At 41.2% G+C, this 20,492-nt stretch carries 17 protein-coding genes and 1 pseudogene; 15 read left to right on the forward strand and 3 right to left on the reverse strand.

The genetic code is table 11. The features are described from left to right. From DBT_RS12305 to DBT_RS11415, 5 genes are all read left to right on the forward strand, one after another. On the forward strand, positions 1 to 1,221 hold a 1,221-nt coding region (locus tag DBT_RS12305), incomplete at its 5' end, for a flagellin (protein WP_279614897.1). A gap of 163 nt (positions 1,222 to 1,384) precedes the next feature. Next, on the forward strand, positions 1,385 to 2,767 hold the full coding sequence (fliD, locus tag DBT_RS11400) for a flagellar filament capping protein FliD (protein WP_067620785.1): 1,383 nt from the start codon (positions 1,385 to 1,387) through the stop codon (positions 2,765 to 2,767). Positions 2,768 to 2,781: 14 nt separating this feature from the next. After that, entirely contained in the window at positions 2,782 to 3,231 is a 450-nt protein-coding gene (gene fliS / locus DBT_RS11405) for a flagellar export chaperone FliS (protein WP_067620788.1), read from the forward strand. A 28-nt stretch (positions 3,232 to 3,259) separates the two neighbouring features. After that, the gene (locus tag DBT_RS11410; protein ID WP_067620791.1) at positions 3,260 to 3,685 is read left to right on the forward strand and encodes a hypothetical protein; all 426 of its coding nucleotides are present in this window, start codon (positions 3,260 to 3,262) and stop codon (positions 3,683 to 3,685) included. After that, positions 3,682 to 4,035: a flagellar protein FlaG gene (locus DBT_RS11415; RefSeq protein ID WP_067620794.1), complete on the forward strand. Its 354-nt coding sequence runs from the start codon at positions 3,682 to 3,684 to the stop codon at positions 4,033 to 4,035. Before DBT_RS11410 ends, DBT_RS11415 begins: the two co-directional genes overlap by 4 nt. 12 nt (positions 4,036 to 4,047) lie before the next feature. On the opposite strand, the gene neuB is transcribed toward DBT_RS11415, so the two are convergent. Further along, positions 4,048 to 5,076 carry an N-acetylneuraminate synthase gene (gene neuB / locus DBT_RS11420; RefSeq protein ID WP_067620797.1) on the reverse strand — a complete coding sequence of 343 codons (1,029 nt, stop codon included), beginning with the start codon at positions 5,074 to 5,076 and terminating at the stop codon, positions 4,048 to 4,050. Between the two features lie 791 nt (positions 5,077 to 5,867). On the opposite strand from neuB, the gene DBT_RS11425 reads away from it, so the two are divergent. From DBT_RS11425 to DBT_RS11455, 7 genes are all read left to right on the forward strand, one after another. Continuing rightward, the gene (locus tag DBT_RS11425; protein WP_067620800.1) at positions 5,868 to 6,527 is read left to right on the forward strand and encodes a nitrite/sulfite reductase domain-containing protein; all 660 of its coding nucleotides are present in this window, start codon (positions 5,868 to 5,870) and stop codon (positions 6,525 to 6,527) included. Between the two features lie 811 nt (positions 6,528 to 7,338). Further along, entirely contained in the window at positions 7,339 to 8,436 is a 1,098-nt protein-coding gene (locus tag DBT_RS11430; protein ID WP_067620803.1) for a YeiH family protein, read from the forward strand. A gap of 285 nt (positions 8,437 to 8,721) precedes the next feature. Continuing rightward, positions 8,722 to 9,183: a universal stress protein gene (locus DBT_RS11435; protein ID WP_067620806.1), complete on the forward strand. Its 462-nt coding sequence runs from the start codon at positions 8,722 to 8,724 to the stop codon at positions 9,181 to 9,183. A gap of 120 nt (positions 9,184 to 9,303) precedes the next feature. Continuing rightward, a complete protein-coding gene (locus tag DBT_RS11440) occupies positions 9,304 to 10,212 on the forward strand; it encodes a PhnD/SsuA/transferrin family substrate-binding protein (protein ID WP_161939977.1) in 909 nt (302 codons plus the stop codon). Between the two features lie 61 nt (positions 10,213 to 10,273). After that, a complete protein-coding gene (locus DBT_RS11445) occupies positions 10,274 to 11,632 on the forward strand; it encodes a sigma-54-dependent transcriptional regulator (protein WP_067620812.1) in 1,359 nt (452 codons plus the stop codon). A gap of 514 nt (positions 11,633 to 12,146) precedes the next feature. After that, positions 12,147 to 13,553, forward strand: coding sequence for an OprO/OprP family phosphate-selective porin (locus tag DBT_RS11450; RefSeq protein ID WP_161939978.1), 1,407 nt, complete (start codon positions 12,147 to 12,149; stop codon positions 13,551 to 13,553). A 489-nt stretch (positions 13,554 to 14,042) separates the two neighbouring features. Then, a complete protein-coding gene (locus tag DBT_RS11455) occupies positions 14,043 to 14,768 on the forward strand; it encodes a redox-sensing transcriptional repressor Rex (protein ID WP_067620818.1) in 726 nt (241 codons plus the stop codon). A gap of 339 nt (positions 14,769 to 15,107) precedes the next feature. Here the strand turns inward: DBT_RS11455 and DBT_RS11865 are convergent. Then, positions 15,108 to 15,478, reverse strand: a pseudogene (locus DBT_RS11865) (ATP-binding protein). Between the two features lie 40 nt (positions 15,479 to 15,518). Continuing rightward, positions 15,519 to 15,803 (reverse strand): hypothetical protein, encoded by a 285-nt coding sequence (locus tag DBT_RS11460; RefSeq protein WP_067620821.1) that lies wholly within the window; start codon positions 15,801 to 15,803, stop codon positions 15,519 to 15,521. 1,069 nt (positions 15,804 to 16,872) lie between these two features. Between DBT_RS11460 and DBT_RS11465 the strand changes: the two genes are divergently transcribed. The 3 genes from DBT_RS11465 to DBT_RS11475 form a co-directional block, all read left to right on the forward strand. Next, positions 16,873 to 19,434 (forward strand): molybdopterin-containing oxidoreductase family protein, encoded by a 2,562-nt coding sequence (locus DBT_RS11465; protein ID WP_067620824.1) that lies wholly within the window; start codon positions 16,873 to 16,875, stop codon positions 19,432 to 19,434. Next, positions 19,434 to 20,249: a 4Fe-4S dicluster domain-containing protein gene (locus DBT_RS11470; RefSeq protein WP_067620827.1), complete on the forward strand. Its 816-nt coding sequence runs from the start codon at positions 19,434 to 19,436 to the stop codon at positions 20,247 to 20,249. Before DBT_RS11465 ends, DBT_RS11470 begins: the two co-directional genes overlap by 1 nt. Continuing rightward, the coding region (locus DBT_RS11475) for a hypothetical protein (protein ID WP_141674298.1) at positions 20,242 to 20,492 on the forward strand (251 nt) is incomplete at its 3' end. The genes DBT_RS11470 and DBT_RS11475, both read left to right, overlap by 8 nt.

Here is a 20,492-nt window from a genome sequence, read left to right on the forward strand (position 1 = left end):
CGTGAAAGTATTACTATAAGCGGAACTGATCCTGGTAGTGTAGCACATTTAATTGCAGGTACAACTACTGGTACTCAGACGACGGAAATTAAGATTCAGGGATCTGCAACCGACTCAGATAAAACAGCAGATAATTATTTACGAAAAATAGGTTTCTTAGGTACACATTACGGTTCAACTGAGGAAAATGGGGTTGACAATACCGCTGGAAACGATCTCCTCTTATTTGGCCGTGACAGGCTCTCCTATGCCACCGGGGATATCAAGATTAATGGATACGTGCTTGGCCAGCCTACAGATGACGGCATATCAGACGTTTATGCAGACAAGAGTGCTGCTGCATGGGCTAACGCCATTAACCTCATAAAGGATCAAACAGGGGTTGAGGCAGACATCATAAAGGCCAATCAGACAGGGGCAGGTGTTGTCACTGCTGGAACACTACAGCAGGGCGATCTCAAGATTAATGGCATTGATGTAATTCGTGATAATACAGGCGGCAGTGGAATGCAAATCCTTGATGGAGATGCAGACCATACTCTTATAAACGCCATCAATGAATACACTGATCAAACAGGCGTTATCGCAAGTATTGATGCTGAGGGAAGACTTGTATTGACTGCAAAGGACGGCCGTAACATCCATGTCCAGACTACAGCCAATGGAAATAAATATGTGAAGTTCGCAGCAGATTTTGGCTCCAATGGTGTAGCCCAGGATTCAGTGTATTTCGGAAATGTGAGATTGGTGTCTGATAGTCAATTCACTGTAGAAGGGGCTGGAAGCAGTGGTTCTAGTAAAGAACTCAGCCTTCTCAAGGTGGGTCTTGCAGGTGGAAACGCAGTAACTGAGGCCACAAGCGATGTAAAGGGTGATGGTGTAATCTTGGCAGGTCTCAACTATGACACTGCTATTGCACATGTTGACGTAACCACCCAAGAAGGGGCTGAGATGGCAATCCGTATTGCTGATTATGCCCTAAAGAGGCTGAATGAGATTAGAGGCAATCTCGGTTCGGTCCAGAACCAATTGAATAGTACCATAGCGAACTTATCGGTTACAAAGATCAATGTGCAGGCAACAGAGAGTACCATCCGTGATGTGGACTTTGCAGAGGAAAGTTCGAACTTCTCCAAGATGCAGGTCCTGTTGCAGGCAGGAACCTTCGCTATGGCTCAGGCCAATGCAATGAGTCAGAACGTACTCAAACTCTTACAGTAATATGAAAAGGCATGCAGGGGGGATATTCCCCCCTGCTTTAATCAGAGGGAAAAATCTTCCTAAATAATAGATTGATAGGGATTTTTTCTTATTATATTAAGATGTTGGGGGTGGTCCCTTTAAGGTATTTTTTTTGCATAGTTGCTAGTAGGAGATAATTCTCATGGCAGGCACAATATCGATATTGGGAATGGGATCTGGTTTACAATTACAGGATATCCTGGACCAACTCAAGGCTGCTGACAGAGCTCCTATTACGCGACTTAAAGCCAAACAACTTCAGGCCAAGGATAGGGTGGCCGAACTGGATACCCTTAAGAAGTTACTTTTAGACCTTAAGGATAAGGCTCTTACGTTAGGGCTCAGTTCTACTTACCTTGGTAGGAGCGTCAGTCTAAGTGACAGTTCTCCTGTATCGGTATCAGTATCATCAGGGGCTTCGACAGGAAGTTACAATATTGAAGTTATACGGCTTGCGCAATACAGTGCTTGGCGTTCTACCAGCGGTTTTGCCTCTGAAGATAGCGTCATCAATGGGACAGGTTCCACAGAGACCTTTACATATGAGGTAAATGGCAAATCAACAAGCCTAAGTGTTGCGAGTGGAACCACACTGCAACAACTTGCAGCGTTGATAAATGATGATCCCAATAATCCAGGGGTGACTGCATCGGTAGTCAAGGATGGGACTGGTGCTACACCATACAAGCTCCTTATTCAGTCAAATACTCTAGGAGAATCTGGAAGAATAAGCATCACCAAGCAGCTTACTGATATCACTCTGGCAGAGGAAACAGGGACAGGGGGGTCCTCCCTTGATGCTGAAATAAAAATTGACGGCGTGAGCTACACAAAGGGTTCCAATGAAATAACTGACATTCTTACAGGGGTTACCTTCACGCTTCAGGCAACTGGTCAGACAACATTATCCATCACCACCGACACTTCAGGAATAGCCGCACTCGTCAAGGATTTCGTAACAGGATTGAACGAGTATTTTCAGGAAGTGAACACGAATAGTTCCTACGATACTGACACAGGGGTTGGTGGCTCTCTTTACGGTGTCACATCTATACAGCTATTTAAGTCCCAAGTGATTGAAAGTGTTTCGGATAAGGTGGACGTGTCAGGGGCGATAACCTCCATTTTTGACCTTGGTTTTGAGTTTGCGAGAGACGGTACTATTTCAATTAATGAAGACACACTTAACCAGGCCCTGAGCGAACACTTCAATGATGTTAAATCATTTTTCTTGGGAGACACTGATAACAATATTACTGGCTGGGCTGATCGGGTAAATACCATATTGCGAACTGCGACAAAGGCTAATACCGGCCTTATCGATGCGGAAAAGAGCGCAGCCAATTCCCAGATCAATAATCTTGACGAACAGATAACTAGCGCAGAAGCACGACTTGAAAAAAAATATGAAATTCTTGCCAGACAATTTTTGGAACTAGATAGGTATATGAACAATATGCAGTCGATATCATCCTATCTTTCCCAACAATTTGAGGCATTTAACAATGCTCTAAAAAATAAATAGTAAGGGGGATTTTAATGTACAATAAAGCAATATTGAACTATAAACGAACTCAAATTGTTACCAATCATAGTCCTGAACAGTTGATACTGCTACTTTATGAAGGAGCTGTTCAAGCCCTGAAAAAGGCCAGAGAAGGGGTAGAGGAGCAAGATGTCAGAAAAAGAGGAGAGGGATTGGGAAAGGCCATTTCTATTATTGGTGAGCTGAACGCCTCTCTTGATATGGAGGCAGGTGGAGAAACAGCTGCTTTCTTGAGGGGACTTTACTTGAGTATACTAACAGAACTTCCAAAGGTTAATCTGACCAATGATCTTCGAACATTAGATATTGCTATTGGATATATAGAAGAATTAAAAAAATTGTGGAAAGAACGGGTTATGAATAAAGAAGATAGTTCTAGTGAAATTGTACCTGTTTCAGAACAGTCTCACAAAAAAAGAAACAGTGTATCTATTTCTATTTAATATTGGTATATTAAATAAGGATATTAATATGTATAATACAAAAAAGGTGATTGAATTAATGGAAAAGGCATTCAGCAACTATGAAGATATGCAGCAAAAACATTTTCTTTTGGCTCAATCTGCCCTTGAACTCCTAGAACATGGAAAATTTAATATAGCTGACCTTACAGGAATTGATTATGAAAGACAACATTCTTTTAATCTGTTAAAAAAATCCATTGATACTATCCAGCAGTTAGCTATTGATGGAAATTTAAGGGAACCACTTGAACTATATTCTCAAAAACTCTCATTAATAATTGAAAGAGAACGAATTCTTCAACAGTTAATGCAGAAATTAAAAAACAAATTAGAAGAACGTTTGGATGTATTAAGGGTAGGAAAAAAAGGATTAGCAGGCTATAGAAAATTGATAGAAAATAAGCAGTTAAAATATTTGGATAGATCATTATGATGGAGCTTAATGTTGTAAAAAATTTAATATATACAAATCAGCAGTCCACTAAGGCTGAAAATACGCCTTTGTCTAATACGCAAACAACAGAAAGGGATACCTCTAAATCCTCTTCGGTAGGCCATTTGCGTGATGATACTCTGGAAAAGCTGGCACAAATGCTAAGTGAGCTTGTAGATCAAAAGGAAATCGAGTTCCATTACGACAAGAAGGCCGGAACACTGGTAGTAAAAATAGTTGATCCGCGTTCTGGTGAGATAGTTAGAAGCATACCACCCGAATACTTACTGGATATGGCTCGTATAGACAAGTTAGAGCTGAATGGGATCATAATAAATAAAAAGATATAGAATGTACCATTTCTAGCTGCGTAGAGGCCGTAACATCCACCATTCCAAAGGCGTTCCCTGTTTGATGTCTGTGTTTGATTTGAGGCCTAGGACCTTATTGAAGAAACGAGATGGTATCCCTTTTTCAGGTCTTAGTGGAATAATGTCTCCGGCGTTAAGAGTTTGACCGGCTTTTATATCTCTTCTTGCATAAAGCCCTCTGCGAACAACACGCTTGATCTCTGCTTCCGCATCAGAAATACATTTTAAGCCGTTTCCGAGGGCAACTTCCACTTCCTTTACAGCCTTAATCAACATTTTTAGCTCTACTGGATCAACTGAGGCATTGTGGTCAGGTCCTTTAAGCTTTTTGTCTAAGGTAAAGTGCTTTTCGATTACAGTGGCACCTATAGCAACAGCAGCAATTGCCATGTTGATCCCAATGGAATGGTCTGAAAATCCAATGGATGTTTTAAAAAGTGTTTTTAACGTATGTATTACGTTTAAATTCACAAGTTCAGGTGGAGTTGGGTAAATGCTGACGCAATGTAGGAGTGTTATGTAGTCTAAAGGAAGGTGTTGAGCTAACAACCAAAAGGCATCTTCTATCTCTCCCAAACTAGCCATTCCTGTAGACAAGATCACAGGTTTCCCTTTCTTAGCTACTAATTCGAGTAGAGGAAAATTTGTAATGTCACCAGATCCTATTTTGAACCTTGAAACAAGTGGACTAAGAAACTCTACGCTCTCAAGGTCAAAAGGGGTGGCCAGAAACTCAATTCCAATATTCTCACAGTGTTTTTTAAGACAGAGTATTTCTTCTTTTTTAAGTTCAAGAGCCTTTAACATTGAATACTGCTCGGTCTCACCAGTCTTTTCCTTTTGATATTGAGCAGTAGGGGCATCTCTAGAAACCAAGGCTTCAGTATTAAATACCTGAAACTTGATACAGTCCGCCCCTGCAGACTTGGCTTCGTCTATCATTTTGTGGGCAATCTCCACAGAACCGTTGTGGTTAACACCTGCTTCGGCAATGATAAAAACTTTGTTTGAATTTTCCATAGATAGCGCTCAGTTCTGATAAAAGAGTGTGAAGTTTATTGTTAGTGGTAACAGGAGTAAAAGTCAATATATATGGTTATTATTATGTGCCAATTTTGGTCATCTTATGATTTTGTTATTCAGTACAGGAGATTTTAAACTGAAAACTTAGTTAGTTTATTAATATTTATCACTGATGTAAAATTAGTAACCAGCCAGATCTTGTACCAACTTGAGAAATACTTGAAGTATGAAAAAATCAATGTCGGTATCGTCTGTAGTCACCTTAGGGTTATAAGACCATAATTATTTTTTTACGTTTTTTTAAAAATCGCCAGTGCTCAGCTCAAATCGCTGTCTCACATGATAGTCAGCTTGTTACTCTTGATTCAAATCGGAACCATAAGGGGACAAATAGATTATCTCTAACTTATCTTTTAGTGATGCCATAGCTCCTTTACCATCTTGGAATAGTGAAATCTGTGAATAATTAAATTAAAACATGTTTGGGATAAATCAAATTTTTTGAGCTATTAACAAAAAAGTGTAACTGTGAAATTGAAATGGCGTTTAACCCTATGCCCAGCTGCATATAAAGCAGCAAGCTTAATATTTGAAAAGTCGATTTGAAGGTTGGAGTTGAAATAAATCTTTTTCTCTTTATTATTAGCTTACAATGCTTTTGCTAATATAAAGCTATTTTTAGCTCCAAAAGAGACCTACGAATTTTCGGCCAGTATTGGTTGAATTGGTTTCAGGCGTGTGATGTTTTATTTTTTACCATAATGATATGTTAGAAAGGGAGGCATTGAATGGAAGAAAAAAAAATCCCTGGAATAGTACCTCAGAAGGATGGTTCGTATATGATATCATTTGAACTACCCAATGGCGCATGTTTGAGTCCAGAGGCCCTTGAACTCCTTGCCCAGATAGGCCGCGAACACAATTGCCTAATTCACGTTACCACCGCCCAGAAGATCATGCTCTTAGGTATGGATTTTGACCAGGCCAAGGATGTTCTTGAACGACTGGACGCAGCTGGCCTCTCTGTTAGGAAGGCAAGGGATCTGTCCCAACCCAGAGTGTGCGTTGGTAAACCCTATTGTAAGCTAGCACTCAAGGATACTTTTGCTTTGTCAAAATATCTTTATGACAGGCTTTCACGGAAACCCGTTGCTCCAAAGCTTAAGGTGGCTGTCTCTGGCTGTCCTGCATGTTGTTCCTGGGCGAATATGGTGGATGTGGGGTTTGTAGGTGTAAGGAGCGGTTGGAAGGTGTTTATTGGAGGTCATGGTGGGGCAAGGCCAAAGCTCGGAGAAGAGATGGGAAAGGTTGAAACCCACGAGGAGGCAGCGGCACTTCTTGAACGCATTGCTGAGCTCTTCACTTCAGAGGTAAAGAAAAAGGCAAGGCTCGAGCACATAATTAAGAGGATAGGGCTTGAGACCTTCAAAGAAAAAGTGGGCCTTTAGTCCATATCTTGAGATTCGAAAGTTTTTTGCTGTTAAATGGTAAAAGTCTCAAGCCATGCTTTAGGGTAGCTTACATCCTAATATGGCCTCAGGTCTTGTAGGGGGTTAAGCGTGTTTTGCTCCCTGAATTATTAGGAGATGCAAAACAAAAGAACTTGGCCTGGGGCTATTCTATGAAATTTTTTTCGTCACCAATAACAGATTGAGGTGTTCACTTACATTAAGGGTGAAGTCTTTGTTGGACTTTGATCTACTGACCACATGTCCTCTAAAGGGAACATGTGGCTCAGGGGCGTTCCTTAGAAAGAACAATCATCCAGGAAGTTTTCCATTGGGAAAAGAGGGAAATTTATTTTTTGAGTTAAGGTTCACATTATATTATCGAGGGCTTTAATTAATTCTACCATATTGTTTTTAAATGAATTTTATAAAAAGGCCTTTTCACCATAGCCTCTTCAAATGGCATTTTATGCCTCACGTTTTTCATTGTTTTTAGCTCAAGTGATTTTTGCCTCAAAAAACTTGGCATTTTTCTTGCTTAGTCATTGGCAAATGATGCGGCTCGCAATATTACCGAATATGCGAAGCCTAGGGGAATCGACGCTAATATAGTGTTCCAACTCCCTGGAAATAAAGCAAATTTTGTAATATTGCGAGTCGCATACGGCTTTAGGCATTAGTTAAACAAATTAAGAAAGGGGGTGAATAATAGTTAGATCTATGAGGTGAATCGATGGATCGAACATTATTTAATAAGGTGAGATGTTTTTAAAAAACAAAATATTAAAAAATAAAATTTGGAGGGATTGAAATGGCACAGGACGCCGAAGTAAGTAGATCGCAAAGTGCGATAAGTGAGGGGCAAAAATCTTTTATACAAGAAGTTGTAGACAGTATTCCGGGAGCTATCTTGGTCATCGCTGTGGCTGTGGCAGCATATGTCATAGCTCCATATCTTCGCCAATATCCACTTTTTAAGACCTATCTTGAATTAAAGGATTTTATCCTTGCGATTTTATTTGGAATTATTATCAAGAATACCGTTGGGGTGGCTAGAGTATTTGAGCCTGGTCTAAGGTTTTCAACCATTCTTACTAAGACAGGTATCGTCATCATGGGAGCAAAATACTCCATGATGGGTCTAGTCAAGGTCGGTGGACCAGCTCTTTTGTATATCGGAATCTTTCTCTTTGGTACTGCTATTATCATGATGTGGGTTGGAACCAAGCTTAAGGTTCCCACTCCTCTAGCAGCCTGTCTTGCATCAGGTCTATCAGTCTGTGGAGTTTCTGCCACCATCGCTATTGCCCCAGCAGTACGGGCAAAAAACCAGGATATGGCCTATTCCATCGCTGTGGTACTTATGTTCGGTCTGTTGGCATTGCTGGTATTCCCACCGATTGGAAAAATGTTGCATCTGACAGATACTCAGTATGGAGCATTTTGCGGTGTTGGAATAGTTAACTCAGCACAGGTGTTGGCTGCTGGTTTTGGGTATAGTGAAGGTGCTGGTCTTATCGCAGGAATTTACAACATCGGAAGAGTTATCTTCCTGCCTTTTGTTGTCCTTATGCTTGCAATTATGGCAGCCAGTAGAGAGGCTTCCAGTGGTGGACAGTCAGTAGAAATCAACAAGTTCAAACTGATCATCGACAAATTCCCAATTTTCGTCCTTGGCTTCCTCTTGGTTGTCTTTTTGAATACTATGGGGCTTTTCACCAAACCAGAGGTCCATCAGGCCAAGATCTTTATGAACTGGGCATTCCTCCTCGGTTTTGCAAGTATTGGACTTACCACCAGGCTCGCTGACCTTAAGGCAGCTGGATTGTCCGGTTTCTTCCTTGGCTTCTTAGTCGCTGGCTTAAAGGCAGCACTGGCACTTGTAGTAGTCCTGACCTTTATGAAGTAAATAGATATTTGGGGTGTTAAATAACAAAATAACAAAAAGGAGGTAGGATACATGGCTCTGTCAAAATCTAGGAAACAAGATTTGGCTGTTATAATTTTGGGTGTAGGAATGGTAATCCTTGCAGCCCTTATTAAGTAACAATTGTTATTGGAGTTGAAGTCAGTGAGTGGGGGATAGAGAAATCTTCCCCCACTTCAATTTTTTAACAACTAGATTCAACATGGACTTGATAATCCCAGTTGGCCTAAAAACGTATTGTTAGCGAGGAAGAAGTCTTTGTCGTTTATGTTTAAAAAAATACTTTTAGCAACAAATGGTTCTGAATCTTCGAAAAAGGCAGAAGACTATGCACTCTATCTCGTAAAGAGAGAGGGAGCAGAGCTTACGGTTGTGCACGTTCTTGACGACAAGTTGTGTCATTACGGATACGTTGACCAGCTAGTGCCTGGAACTACTAAGGAACAGTTTGTATCCTATATTATTTCAGAATGTGAATCAACTGCCCAGAAAGTTATTCTCGAATTTACGAAAAAAGCTGAAGAACAAGGGCTTTCATTCTCCTTGAGGCTTAGGAAGGGAGAACCATATAAAGAGATTGTAGCTGTTGCAACTGAAGAAAATATGGATTTGATAATCATAGGGGGGCGGCCACCTCATAAACGACGTTCTAGATTTAAGATTCCCGGAACTGGAACTGCAGAGAAGGTCGCTAAATTAAGTCCATGTAGCGTAATGATGGTGGTTTAGATGTTGAGTTTAATACTAGTAGCTGGACGCAGGCTTTTTAATATGCTTTTACGTCACTCCTGAAATAGTCGCCTTTTGAGGTTGTTAGGCGGGTTGCGTAAGAATTAAATTATGTATTTTATGGCCCGTTTATCTACTATAATAGCTATCCTGACGGCATTTTTAATTCAGGGTTCAATACCTATATATATATATGCAGGTAGCGGCGAGCAGCATAAATCTCCAAAGAAAGTATTCGTTGGGGTCATTACTCTATACCATCCACTGGTTATGTTTAAGAGCTACCAGCCATTCGTTGACTATCTAAGTAATGAGACACCATATAACTTTGAACTTAGGATCAGCCAGGATTACGGAAGCATTTTAAAATATCTAGTGGATGGTACTGTGGATGTGGCAATTCTAGCGGGGCTAACCTACTTGAAAGCCAGAGAAGAGGCCGGTGTTTTGCCCCTTTTGGGAGCATTGAGCCCTGATAGGAGGCCGACCTGTAAGGCCATTTTCATTGCTAGGGGAGACAATCATAAGATTAATACCATTCAGGATGTCAGAGGGAAACGATTTGCTTTTGCGTCTAAATATTCTACTTCTGGAAATCTGGTCCCGATTTTTCATCTCTATTCAAAAGAGCACATAAGGCTCAAGGATCTCGGCGCGTATAAAAACCTCAAATATCATGACTCTGTGGCAAGAGAGGTTCTTCGAGGCAATTTTGATGCAGGTGTAGTTCTCGAATCAGTGGCCCAGCAGTACAAAAAGATGGGTATAAAATTTATAGGCCAAACTGATCCATTTCCAGGATTTTTGATAGTGGTACGGCCTGGAGCCGATCCAAATGTGGTTCGAAGTATTGAGAAGGCACTACTTAGGCTCAATTACGATGACACATCACATAGGAAAATAATGGATTCGTGGGACGTAAACATTAGGTATGGCTTCACTAGGATATCTGATTCCGACTATGATCCGATTAGGAAGATGGTTTCATATTTGGAAAAAGAGGGAGTATGGCTTTTGGGTGATAAGTGAGAGTTTAGGTCTCTGGAACTCCTTGGTATTGTGAATCCCTAATAAGACTGACTGAAGAGCCATGAAAGGTAGGATATTGCTCATAGAAGACGAACTTTCCATGCGACTCGGAATAAGTCACGCCCTTCGAGAAAATGGCTATGATATCATTTCATGTGAAGATGGTAATCAGGGAGTCAATCTCCTAGGCCATGAACGATTTGACCTGGTCATAACTGATCTGAGATTACCGGGGCTAAATGGCATGGAAGTGCTCTCTAAGGCAAAGGAGATGTACCCTGATATAGGAGTAATCTTAATAACGGCTTTTCCAGAGGTAGAGACAGCTGTTTCTGCCATAAAACAGGGGGCCTTTGATTATATCAGCAAGCCTTTTACAAATGAGGCGCTGTTGATAGTTGTAAAACGATATTTCAATTATCGTAAGCTCAAGCAAGAAAACGTAAGGTTAAGGGAAACCATAAAAGGGCGGGCCCAATTTGAGAATATTATTGGAGAAAGCTCTGTTATGAAGGCGGTTTTTGATCTGATAAATACAGTGGCCCCAACAGATGTCCCTGTGCTTATTCGTGGTGAGAGTGGAACTGGTAAAGAGCTGGTAGCCAACGCGCTTCACAACCTGAGTGAGAGGAAGGATAAGCCATTTATAAAGATAAATTGTGCTGCCATCCCTGAAAACCTTCTTGAATCAGAGCTTTTTGGTCATGAAAAGGGGGCCTTTACAGGAGCAGTGCAGGCCCGTAAAGGAAAATTTGAGGCTGCCAATGGTGGGACGATCTTTTTTGACGAGATTGGAGATATGCCGCTTAGCCTTCAGGTCAAGCTTCTTAGGGTACTAGAAGATCAGGAGATAACTAGGCTTGGAGGATATAAGGGTATAAAGGTAGACGTCAGGACAATATTTGCCACTTCCAAGGATCTGAAGGAGGCTATCCAAGAGGGTACGTTTAGAGAGGATTTGTTTTACAGGATAAATGTAGTGCCAATACACCTGCCTCCGCTAAGAGAGAGAGGCGAGGACATAACAGCCTTGATTGAATATTTTTTAAAGATGTATTCTACAAAGTACGGTAAGAATGGTCTTAATATTTCTCCTGATGCATATAAGAGTCTTCTGGCCTACGATTATCCTGGAAACGTTAGAGAACTCAAGAATGCCATAGAGAGGGCCGTATTATTATCCACTGGAAGTCAAATTTACGTAACCCATCTTCCCTCTGTATTTAGAAAGATGGCCGAGGACCTTCCCTGCATATCTGAAGATCTTCCATTGGAAGAGGGTGTGAAATGCTATGAAAGGCAGAGGATCCTCAAGGCCCTGGAGCAGACCAAAGGGAAAAAGATAGAGGCAGCTGCAAGACTAGGAATAAGTCGTAAGGTCCTTTGGAAGAAATTAAAGGAACTCAATATTGATATTTAGATCTCATTAAGGGCCTGAGCAAGGTTGGATTTCAGAACTTTTGTTGTCTAGGTATGTCTTGATTTGCACGGTTAGATTGATTTCCTGCTGTATATTCAACTTGAAACTACATGATTAATGGCTGTTCCCTCATGGGAACAGCATTGATTAATTATGTCCTTAAGGCGGAACATGAAATTATTACTTATATAATTATCTCTTTTTTTACATCGCCTTCAATCCTGTCTTTTTTTAAAAATGAACCTCTCATTGTGGAATTGAATAGGAACTGACCAATAAAAAAATGAATTAGTAACGGACTGTTTTTACAATTTATTTTTTTTAGGGTGCTTGAAAAAAAAATCATTTGTTATGCGAGTTATTGTCAAAGGTTAAAAAAAGAATTTTTTTTGTCTTTCTTTTAGAGAGACTTGGCATCCTTTTTGTACATAATTTATCAAAAATCCGCCAGCTGGAGGGAATTTATTTATCAAAAAAAACAGGGAGGAAATGTATGAAAAAAGGAGGAAGTATTATGAGAAGGTTTGGTACGAGAACTCAAGGGGTAAGGAAAAAGAATGTTGGTTTCAGGCTGCATAAACTATTTGTAGCCATGGTGTTGGCGATATTTTGTGTATGCAGCGTGAATCTAGCATTTGCTGAAGATAAGAGTGTTGCAGAAAAAATCCTTGATATTTTGCGGCAAAATAACCAGATTACAGATGCACAGTATAGCGAATTGTTAAAGCAGGCAAAGGCTGAGAAGGCACCAGGAACGAATTTAATGGTTTATTGGAAAAACGGCCTTCGTATTAAGAGTGCCGACAATAGGTATAAAATTAAGATAGGTGGTAGGCTTCAGTCTGATTTTGCAGTTATTGGCGCTGATGATGATTTAGATAGGCTCTTTCCAAGCTTTGAAGGTCATGGCAGCGAATTTAGGCGTGCCCGTATTCAAATAGCCGGTACTGTTTATGAAAATGTTGCATTTAAATGGCAGTACGATTTCGCCAGTGGAAGCGTACATTTTAAGAATGTATGGATTGAGTTAAAGCATATACCCTATGTTGGAAAGTTTAGGGTTGGTCATTTCAAGGAACCCTTTTCTCTGGAGGAGTTGACCTGTAGTAAATATCTAACCTTCCTTGAAAGGGCTCTGCCGAACACCTTTGCTGCAGGATACAATACTGGTTTCATGCTTCACAATGCAGAGTTTAACAAACGTATGACCTGGGCAGTAGGTCTGTTCTTCGATACTGATGGTCAAGGCAAAAGCTTCAATAATTTCTCAGATACTGATTTGACAGCTCGTATCACCGTGCTTCCATGGCTTGCTGAAAATGGTCGCAAATTACTCCATCTCGGATTTTCATATAGCCATAGGTTCCGTGATGATAATGGCGGAAACCCAATTCGTTTCAGAGAAAGACCTGAGGCTCATCTTTCAACAGTCAGGCTAGTGGATACAGGTAATATCATTGCAGACGATGTGGATCTCTTTAATCCTGAGATGGTCTTGATTTATGGACCCCTTTCAATTCAGGCTGAGTATATGTATGCATCAGTGAATTCAGTTACAGGGAGTGATCCAAACTTTAGTGGTTACTATGCATACATCAGCTACTTCTTGACTGGTGAGCATCGTCATTACGTAAGATCATCTGGACACTTCTGCAGGCTTACACCTAACCGTAATTTTGATTTTGGAAAGTCTGGATGGGGTGCTTGGGAATTAGTAGCCAGATATTCTTATGTGGATCTAGATGACAATGGTATCCAAGGCGGAAAAGAAAATGATGTTACTCTTGGTGCCAATTGGTATCTCAATCCAAATGTTCGTGTGATGTTCAACTATGTAAATGCAAATGTGGACAGAAAGGATTTGAATCTGGATAACGGAAATGCCAACATATTTGAGGCTCGTTTCCAGATTGAATTCTAGTCTCGGTTGCTAACTTATTAAAAAGGTTTATACTATCAGAGTGATGAATCTGAGAGGTAAGCCATAGGCTTTCCTCTCAGATTTTTTTTTTGCCTTAAAGTTGGGATTCAATAGTTTTAAAAAATTAACAACCGGATGTTGATGTTCCCGATTGAGCACAATGTTCCCGTAAGGGAACATGGCCTACAAAAATGTTCCTTTTGCGGAACATTTCCTATATGGAATTTGCAAAATTGTCTCTGTTTTTTCAGTAAAATGCCTATTTATTTTATAGGTTTTGTTTGTTCAAAATTTAGTTGGATTATAAAAATTTATAACATCTTGTTTCTAATGGATTTTTTGAGGGTAAAAAAAGTGAGTGAGGATACAAGCCTCAGTTGTGTAGTTATTCTCAATTCTGGCATAGGTCTTGCAACTAATAATTTATAACCAAAAAGCTATTAGGAAAAAAATTAATTAAAAGAACCTTTTAGTAAGGAGGACGTTACATTGAAGAGAAACAAGATTCCAGCAGCTGCCATTTTGCGTTTGTCCATTTATTACCGGTATCTGCAAAGGCTGCTACAAAATGGTACCACTGTGGTATCATCAGCCGCCTTGGCACGATACGCCAACGTAAATCCGGCACAGTTACGTAAAGATCTCTCTTATTTCGGACGTTTTGGGGTCAGAGGGATTGGTTACGATGTGGTGCGCCTGGCTGAGCACATTCGCGGGATATTGGGGCTAGTCCGTGAATGGCGCATGGCTTTGGTGGGGGTTGACTGTGTCGGGCGTGCATTGTTGGCAAATCGCCATCTTCAGTCACAGGGATATCGTTTTGTTGCAGCCTTTGACAATGATCCGAAAAAGGTGGGCGAGGACGTAGGGCATGGTCTAAAGATTAGACCTATGGAGGAGTTTGAAGAGATAGTAAATGCAGATACTGTTGATATTGGCGTTATAGCAGTGTCTGTAGATCAGGCTCAAAGTGTTGCCAATGCCTTTGTTAAGGCTGGGGTCAGGGGAATTCTTAACTTTGCCCCAACCCGCCTTGATTTGCCTGGAAATATCATGGTTCAATATGTTGATTTTACAGTTTTGCTTGACAGTCTTGCCTATGGCATTTGCAACCTCACGAAAATCGAAGACGAAAAGAAGGCATGTATATTGGATCCAAGGAGACAGAGATGGAATAGGGAGCATAGCTGGCCAGTTGTCCAGTTTTTTCAATAGAATGATGCAGTTTGAAACTGTTTCACAAGGGGCGGAATCTCTGGACATCCTACCTTGTTTCAGGCGACTTCTTTGGTTCGATTCCTCTAACCCCTCCTAAATTGTACTCCCAATCGTCGTCAATCCAGAGATTTCGCCACCTTTTTCATTATAAAGAGAATCAGAATTGATGTCTATTGTTCCTATTAAGGTCCTGCAGGGTTCAATCAATCGCTATCCGCGGGCCATTCTGTTCTGTAAAAGGGGGCTATCTCCTCAAATATTTTAAAATAGTGCTCATTCTTTCGGGTCTATATATTTGTTGGGGCCATATTGTAAAAGAAGATTGGCTGATTTGCTTTACTGGTAGCAGTCAAGGATAAGCCCTACAGGTGCTTCACATCCTTCACTGCTTTGTGAAGCAGATTTCAGCCTGTAAGTACCGACGGCGTTTGAACTCCGATTAGTGGTGATTATTATTGAACCACTTTCATGACGTCTTTTCACTATTTCAAAGAACTCATCCACAGCGTCTTGAAGGACCTTCTTAAAGCCTATTTCATCAATAATAAAGAGGTCCAATGAGACAAGTTCCTTAAGACCTTGTATCCCCTTTTTAAGGCCTCAAGTCCAAGGGCATTGGCAAGGTGAGTCTTGCCTTCACCAGGATTCCCCATGAAGATGATGTTTTCTTTCACCTCTGGCCAACCTGTCATATATTGACAAGTCATTGGCAAAACACTAAGCAGCAGTGACTGGGTGTCAATGGTCCTATCTCTTTACACTTGCCTCTTCGCCTACATACTTATAGGGGAAAGAATAATAATTATATTTGTAGCCTACATGGCTATAGGCATTGACCTTTCCCTTGCATAAAAATGGAATCTCATACCTCCTTAATGGCAATGAGTTAAGGTCTTTATTCTCCTTACTTTCAAACTCCTCCCTGGGAATCCTTTGGGTAGTACCATGAACACGGCCGTTACATACATCATCAAGCCATCTTTTGAGCTCTGTTATTATTTCTGAAAGATCCCTGCTATTAAGCCCCTTCAAGAAAAAATTTTTTATCTAAAGGGTTATCCAAAACACCCAACACTTACGCCACTTACCCTCTATTAAAAATTTCCCAACATGCCCAAAATCCACCTAGGCCTCTTTGCCAGGGGGGACGAGGGATTAAAATCCCATCTTTCTAACAACCCCTAGTTCATAGGCAATACCGGAAATGCTCCACCCTTGATCCAATAATGTCTTGACTGTGTAATACATCTCAATACCCTTCATCCTCAGGCCCCTGTCTAAGATATTTCTTAAACAAGGTAACTCTTTAATTATTTATTGACTAACCAAGTGGGGATTTTTAAGTGCCCTTACCTGGGGACACTAAAGTGACTTTAACATGCAACTAAGTGGAGAATTTATTAGCCCATTACTTGAGAAGTTGTCAGGGCTTTAACATTAAATCAATGTGATTAATTATTTGTTCCCATTCGGGTACATTGAAGCATGATTATGTACCTATAAGGGAACATAAAACATAAATTAAAATTTACGATTTTTTTCAAAAAAATTTATCCCGCATCTTGAAAAATTCTAATGTTTATGGAATGTAATTTCCCTCACAGGCCTCTGCTTGTGTTTTTCTTCCTAAAAAGAGGTCTTAACATTCTATTGAAAATCCTTTCAATTGTACTTATTTATTTTTTATATATTTATTTAATAAATATTAAATCAAATAAAGTTCTTAAGTATCTAATTGATTAGATATCTATTTAATGTAACATTGTTTCAAATAGTAAAAAAATCCCTCTCATCAATCTTTCTCCGCATTTTATTTTACTCGATACTCCCGGTTAAATTTCGTTCTCTTAAATAATTTTTTCTTTCTGCACTATTGAAATGGCATATGTATTGCTATGAAGCGTTTCATGTGACCAGATTAGGTCACTTTTAATTTAGGAATAATCTATTGATTTGAAAAATATTTCAAATAAGACCAAAGTTTGGGGCTCTACAGTCAAATTACGGCTGAAATACGAACCCCAAGTTTGAATAGGGATATTAGTTACTGGATATCACAACACGAATTTATGCCTGATAAAGATGAGAGAGGAGAGGGAAGATGTTGAAGACGAACAGAAGAGATTTTCTAAAACTTGGGGGCCTAGCTTTAGCTGGTCCCCTGGTTGCAACAGGAGTTGGTGCTAAAAAGGCAAGGGCCATGTCTCGCTCCGATTATGGTTTGGAGAAGAAAGTGCCTGTAAATTGCCGAATGTGCGCCCAAAAGTGTCCTGGTTTGGCCAGGGTTGTAAATGGACGTCTTGTCGGTATTGAAGGCAATCCAAACTCCGTACTACCAGGGGTGTGTGGCCGTTCTGCAGCAGCTGCTGGTATGGTCTACAATCCCAACCGTGTCCAGACCCCACTCATTCGTGTCGGCGAAAGGGGTGAAGGAAAATTTCGTAGGGCAACCTGGTCTGAAGCATTAGACTTGGTGGCCTCTAAACTTAAGGACTATAGGGATAAAGGTATCCCTGAAGCCGTCGCATTCCTTTGCCGATTCCACAGTGCACCAGGTCTGGATAAGGAATTTTTCAAGATTTACGGAACGCCAAATTTTCCTGGCTATGCTGACACATGTTGGGCAAATTCCAGAGCAGTAGGCGCTGGAGTGGTTTACGGTCCTTTTAAAAAGGGACTTCCTGCATGTAGTCCAAGTAAAGTCACTGTGGATTTTGCTAGGGCAAAATACGGTGTGTTGATTGGACGTAACCCTGCAGGTGGTCTTGTATGTTATCCATGGGCTATGCGGTTTGCAGAGGGTAAAAGGAAAGGTTTGAAGCTTACGGTGGTTGATCCCCGCAAACCCTCTGAAGCAGGTGAGGATAATGTACATTGGATACCCATAAGGCCTGGTGCTGATCTTGCGTTTCTCCTTGGAGTCTTCCATGAGTTGGTAAAGAACAAGTCCTATGACGCTAACTATCTCAAGAAATATACAAATGCACCTATGTTGGTTGATCCCAAAACACTTCAACCAATAGGCGTAAAAGAAATTGAAAAGACCAAGATCAAGCATGGTAAGGTTAAGAAAATCAAGGTATTAGATTATCTTGTTTATGATGAAGCTACAAAACAGGTACGCTATGCTAGTGAAGCAAAGAAGCCTGCTTTACATGGTACTTTTGATGTGACTATTGGTAATAAGGTTATCAAAGGCCAGACGGCACTGGATCGTATTGCCAAGGAATTAGAGGCCTACACTCCTGAATGGGCAGCTGAGCAGAGCGATGTTCCTGTAGAGGAAATACGCAAGATTGCCCGCGAACTCGACGAGAATCGTCCGCACGCATTCATCGATCCGACCTATAGAAGTGAGCGCTACTTTAACTCGTTCAAAATGATTCAGGTTATCAATATGATGAACGTCTTCATCGGAGCATTTGGACGCGAGGGTGGTATCGTCTGGAATCACTCACCAAAGACTGGACATTACATAAAGCCTCCCAAGCCCAAGGCAAAACCAATAATTAAGTACTACGAAGAGCATGACCCGAATTTCCGATTTAGCAATCACAAATACTACCGTCGAAAGGCGGTGGAAACAGTGTTAACTGGGAAACCTTATCCTATAAAGGCAATGGTTTTCTGGGGACAAAACCTCCTTGGTGGCTCTGCTGGTGGTACTGAGATTGTGGAGGCATTGAAAAAGCTGGACTTTACAGTCTGTATCTCGCCGTTCTTTAACGAGACAACTCTATACGCAGATGTCATATTACCAGACGCTACCTTTGTTGAGCGGGATGAGGCCATAAATGGCAAGTACAAATCGCCAGTGCCCACTCTGGCCATAAATATGAAGGCGATTGACCCACTTTTTGATGCAAAGGATCCCTACTGGATCGTCCTTGAATTGGCCAAACGTGTACTTAAGCCAGAAGAATACGATGCCTATTTTAAGCACTTTGAACAGGATGGTATCGAAGGTCTCTGGAAGAAACAACTTGCCGGGCTTAAAAAGGTGTCTGATCATGAAAAGGCCGAAATTTCTCTCGACCGACTGAAACAGTTTGGTATCTGGAATGGAACTGAACCAAAACCTAAGCCCAAGGCAAAGACCCCCACTCATAAGCTGGAGATATTCAGTACGTTCCTGGCAAAGGAGTATGCAGAACTCAAGGCCAAGGGAGATCCCAACGCAGTGGTTGCAAGTCCGCTTCCTGTCTGGCAACCAACCAATTGGATGACCCGTAAGGCCAAACTGGATAGAGATGAGTTCATCCCGGTTACTGGCTTTGCCCCTGTAAATTCCTTTACTGGCCAGCAGACCAAAGACAATCGACTCCTGGCAAATATTGGAAAGGCCATATCTTGGGATGCTGTCTTTATTAATAAGGCCAAAGGAAAGGCGCTGGGTCTCAAGGATGGAGATCTGGTTAAAATCTGGAATCCAGACAATAAGCTGGTTCAGTACGCTACAGTCAGGCTCAGTGAGTTAGTACATCCTGATGCCATGTTTAGTTTTTACACAGTGGGCCCAGGTGCCTTTAGGCAGCTGAATAACTTCTATGGCCATGCGCCGAAATACGGCTTCAACCCAAATCACTCAGCTCCATTCCATTTTGCTCCGTTGACAGGCGGGCATGCGGCGCATGATTACATTATAAAGATAAGGAGGGCGTAATGTCTGTTTATTCAATATGTTATGACTCTCAGGCGTGTGTGCGCTGCTTTACCTGTGTGGTTCAATGCAGTGTCGAGAATAGATTGAGGTTACAAAGAGAGGGCAAGACTGCCATGGAATTAGGGGTAAATGAGGCACTACCCCAGTTAAATTACATTTACCCCAGGCAGAGGGAGTTCGGAACTTATCCCAATGCCTATCAGATTACTGAGCTCCATCACTGCATGCATTGCGAAAATTCTCCGTGTGCCAGGAACTGCCCGTCTAAAGCTATTGAAGTGCGAAAGGGCGGTCAGGTAGTTATTCACCAGGATCGGTGCGTAGGATGCCGTACCTGTCAGGATGCATGTCCCTTTGGAGTTCCTGTCTACGACCGGGCAACAAACAAGTCCTATAAGTGCATTATGTGCTATGACCGTGTGGAATCAGGCCTTAAGCCTGCCTGTGTGTCAGGTTGTATTGCAGGAGGCCTTTTTAGCGGCCCCAGGGAAGAAGTGGTTGCTGAGGCAAAGGAAAGGGCAAAGTTCTACACTAAACGTTTTGGCAAGGAATATATTGTCTACGGCGCAGAGAAGTTGAACGACTATGTTGGAACTACTCGTTGGTTGACCATAGTGCCAGCAGCTGAAGCTGAAAAATATGGGCTTCCAAAGGATCCAGTGGTAGGCAGCATGGTCTTACGCGAACTCTGCAAGAATTTTGGTATAGGGGCATCAGCCGCTGTGGCTATAGGAGCTGGTGCGCATTTCCTTTACTGGTTATCAAAACGCAAAGAAGTTCTTGCATCCAAGGACAAGGAGGATGGCAATGAATAAGACATATACTGCCTTTACACCGTTTCAGATGTTCTATCACAGGACCATCATTACTCTTATGTTCTTTTTCATCCTAACAGGGCTACCAATATTGTCTTCGAGTTTTCATTGGATTGCTTACTGTTTCGGTTATCCCTTTGACTTTGTCACTGGGCAAAATAGCAATATGTTGGCCTCTGGCATTCAGGTCTGTAGAATAATACACAGAGTGGCTGCCCTCTTGTTCTTGATATTCACTGTGCC

The organism is Dissulfuribacter thermophilus (assembly GCF_001687335.1).
GTDB lineage: Bacteria > Desulfobacterota > Dissulfuribacteria > Dissulfuribacterales > Dissulfuribacteraceae > Dissulfuribacter > Dissulfuribacter thermophilus.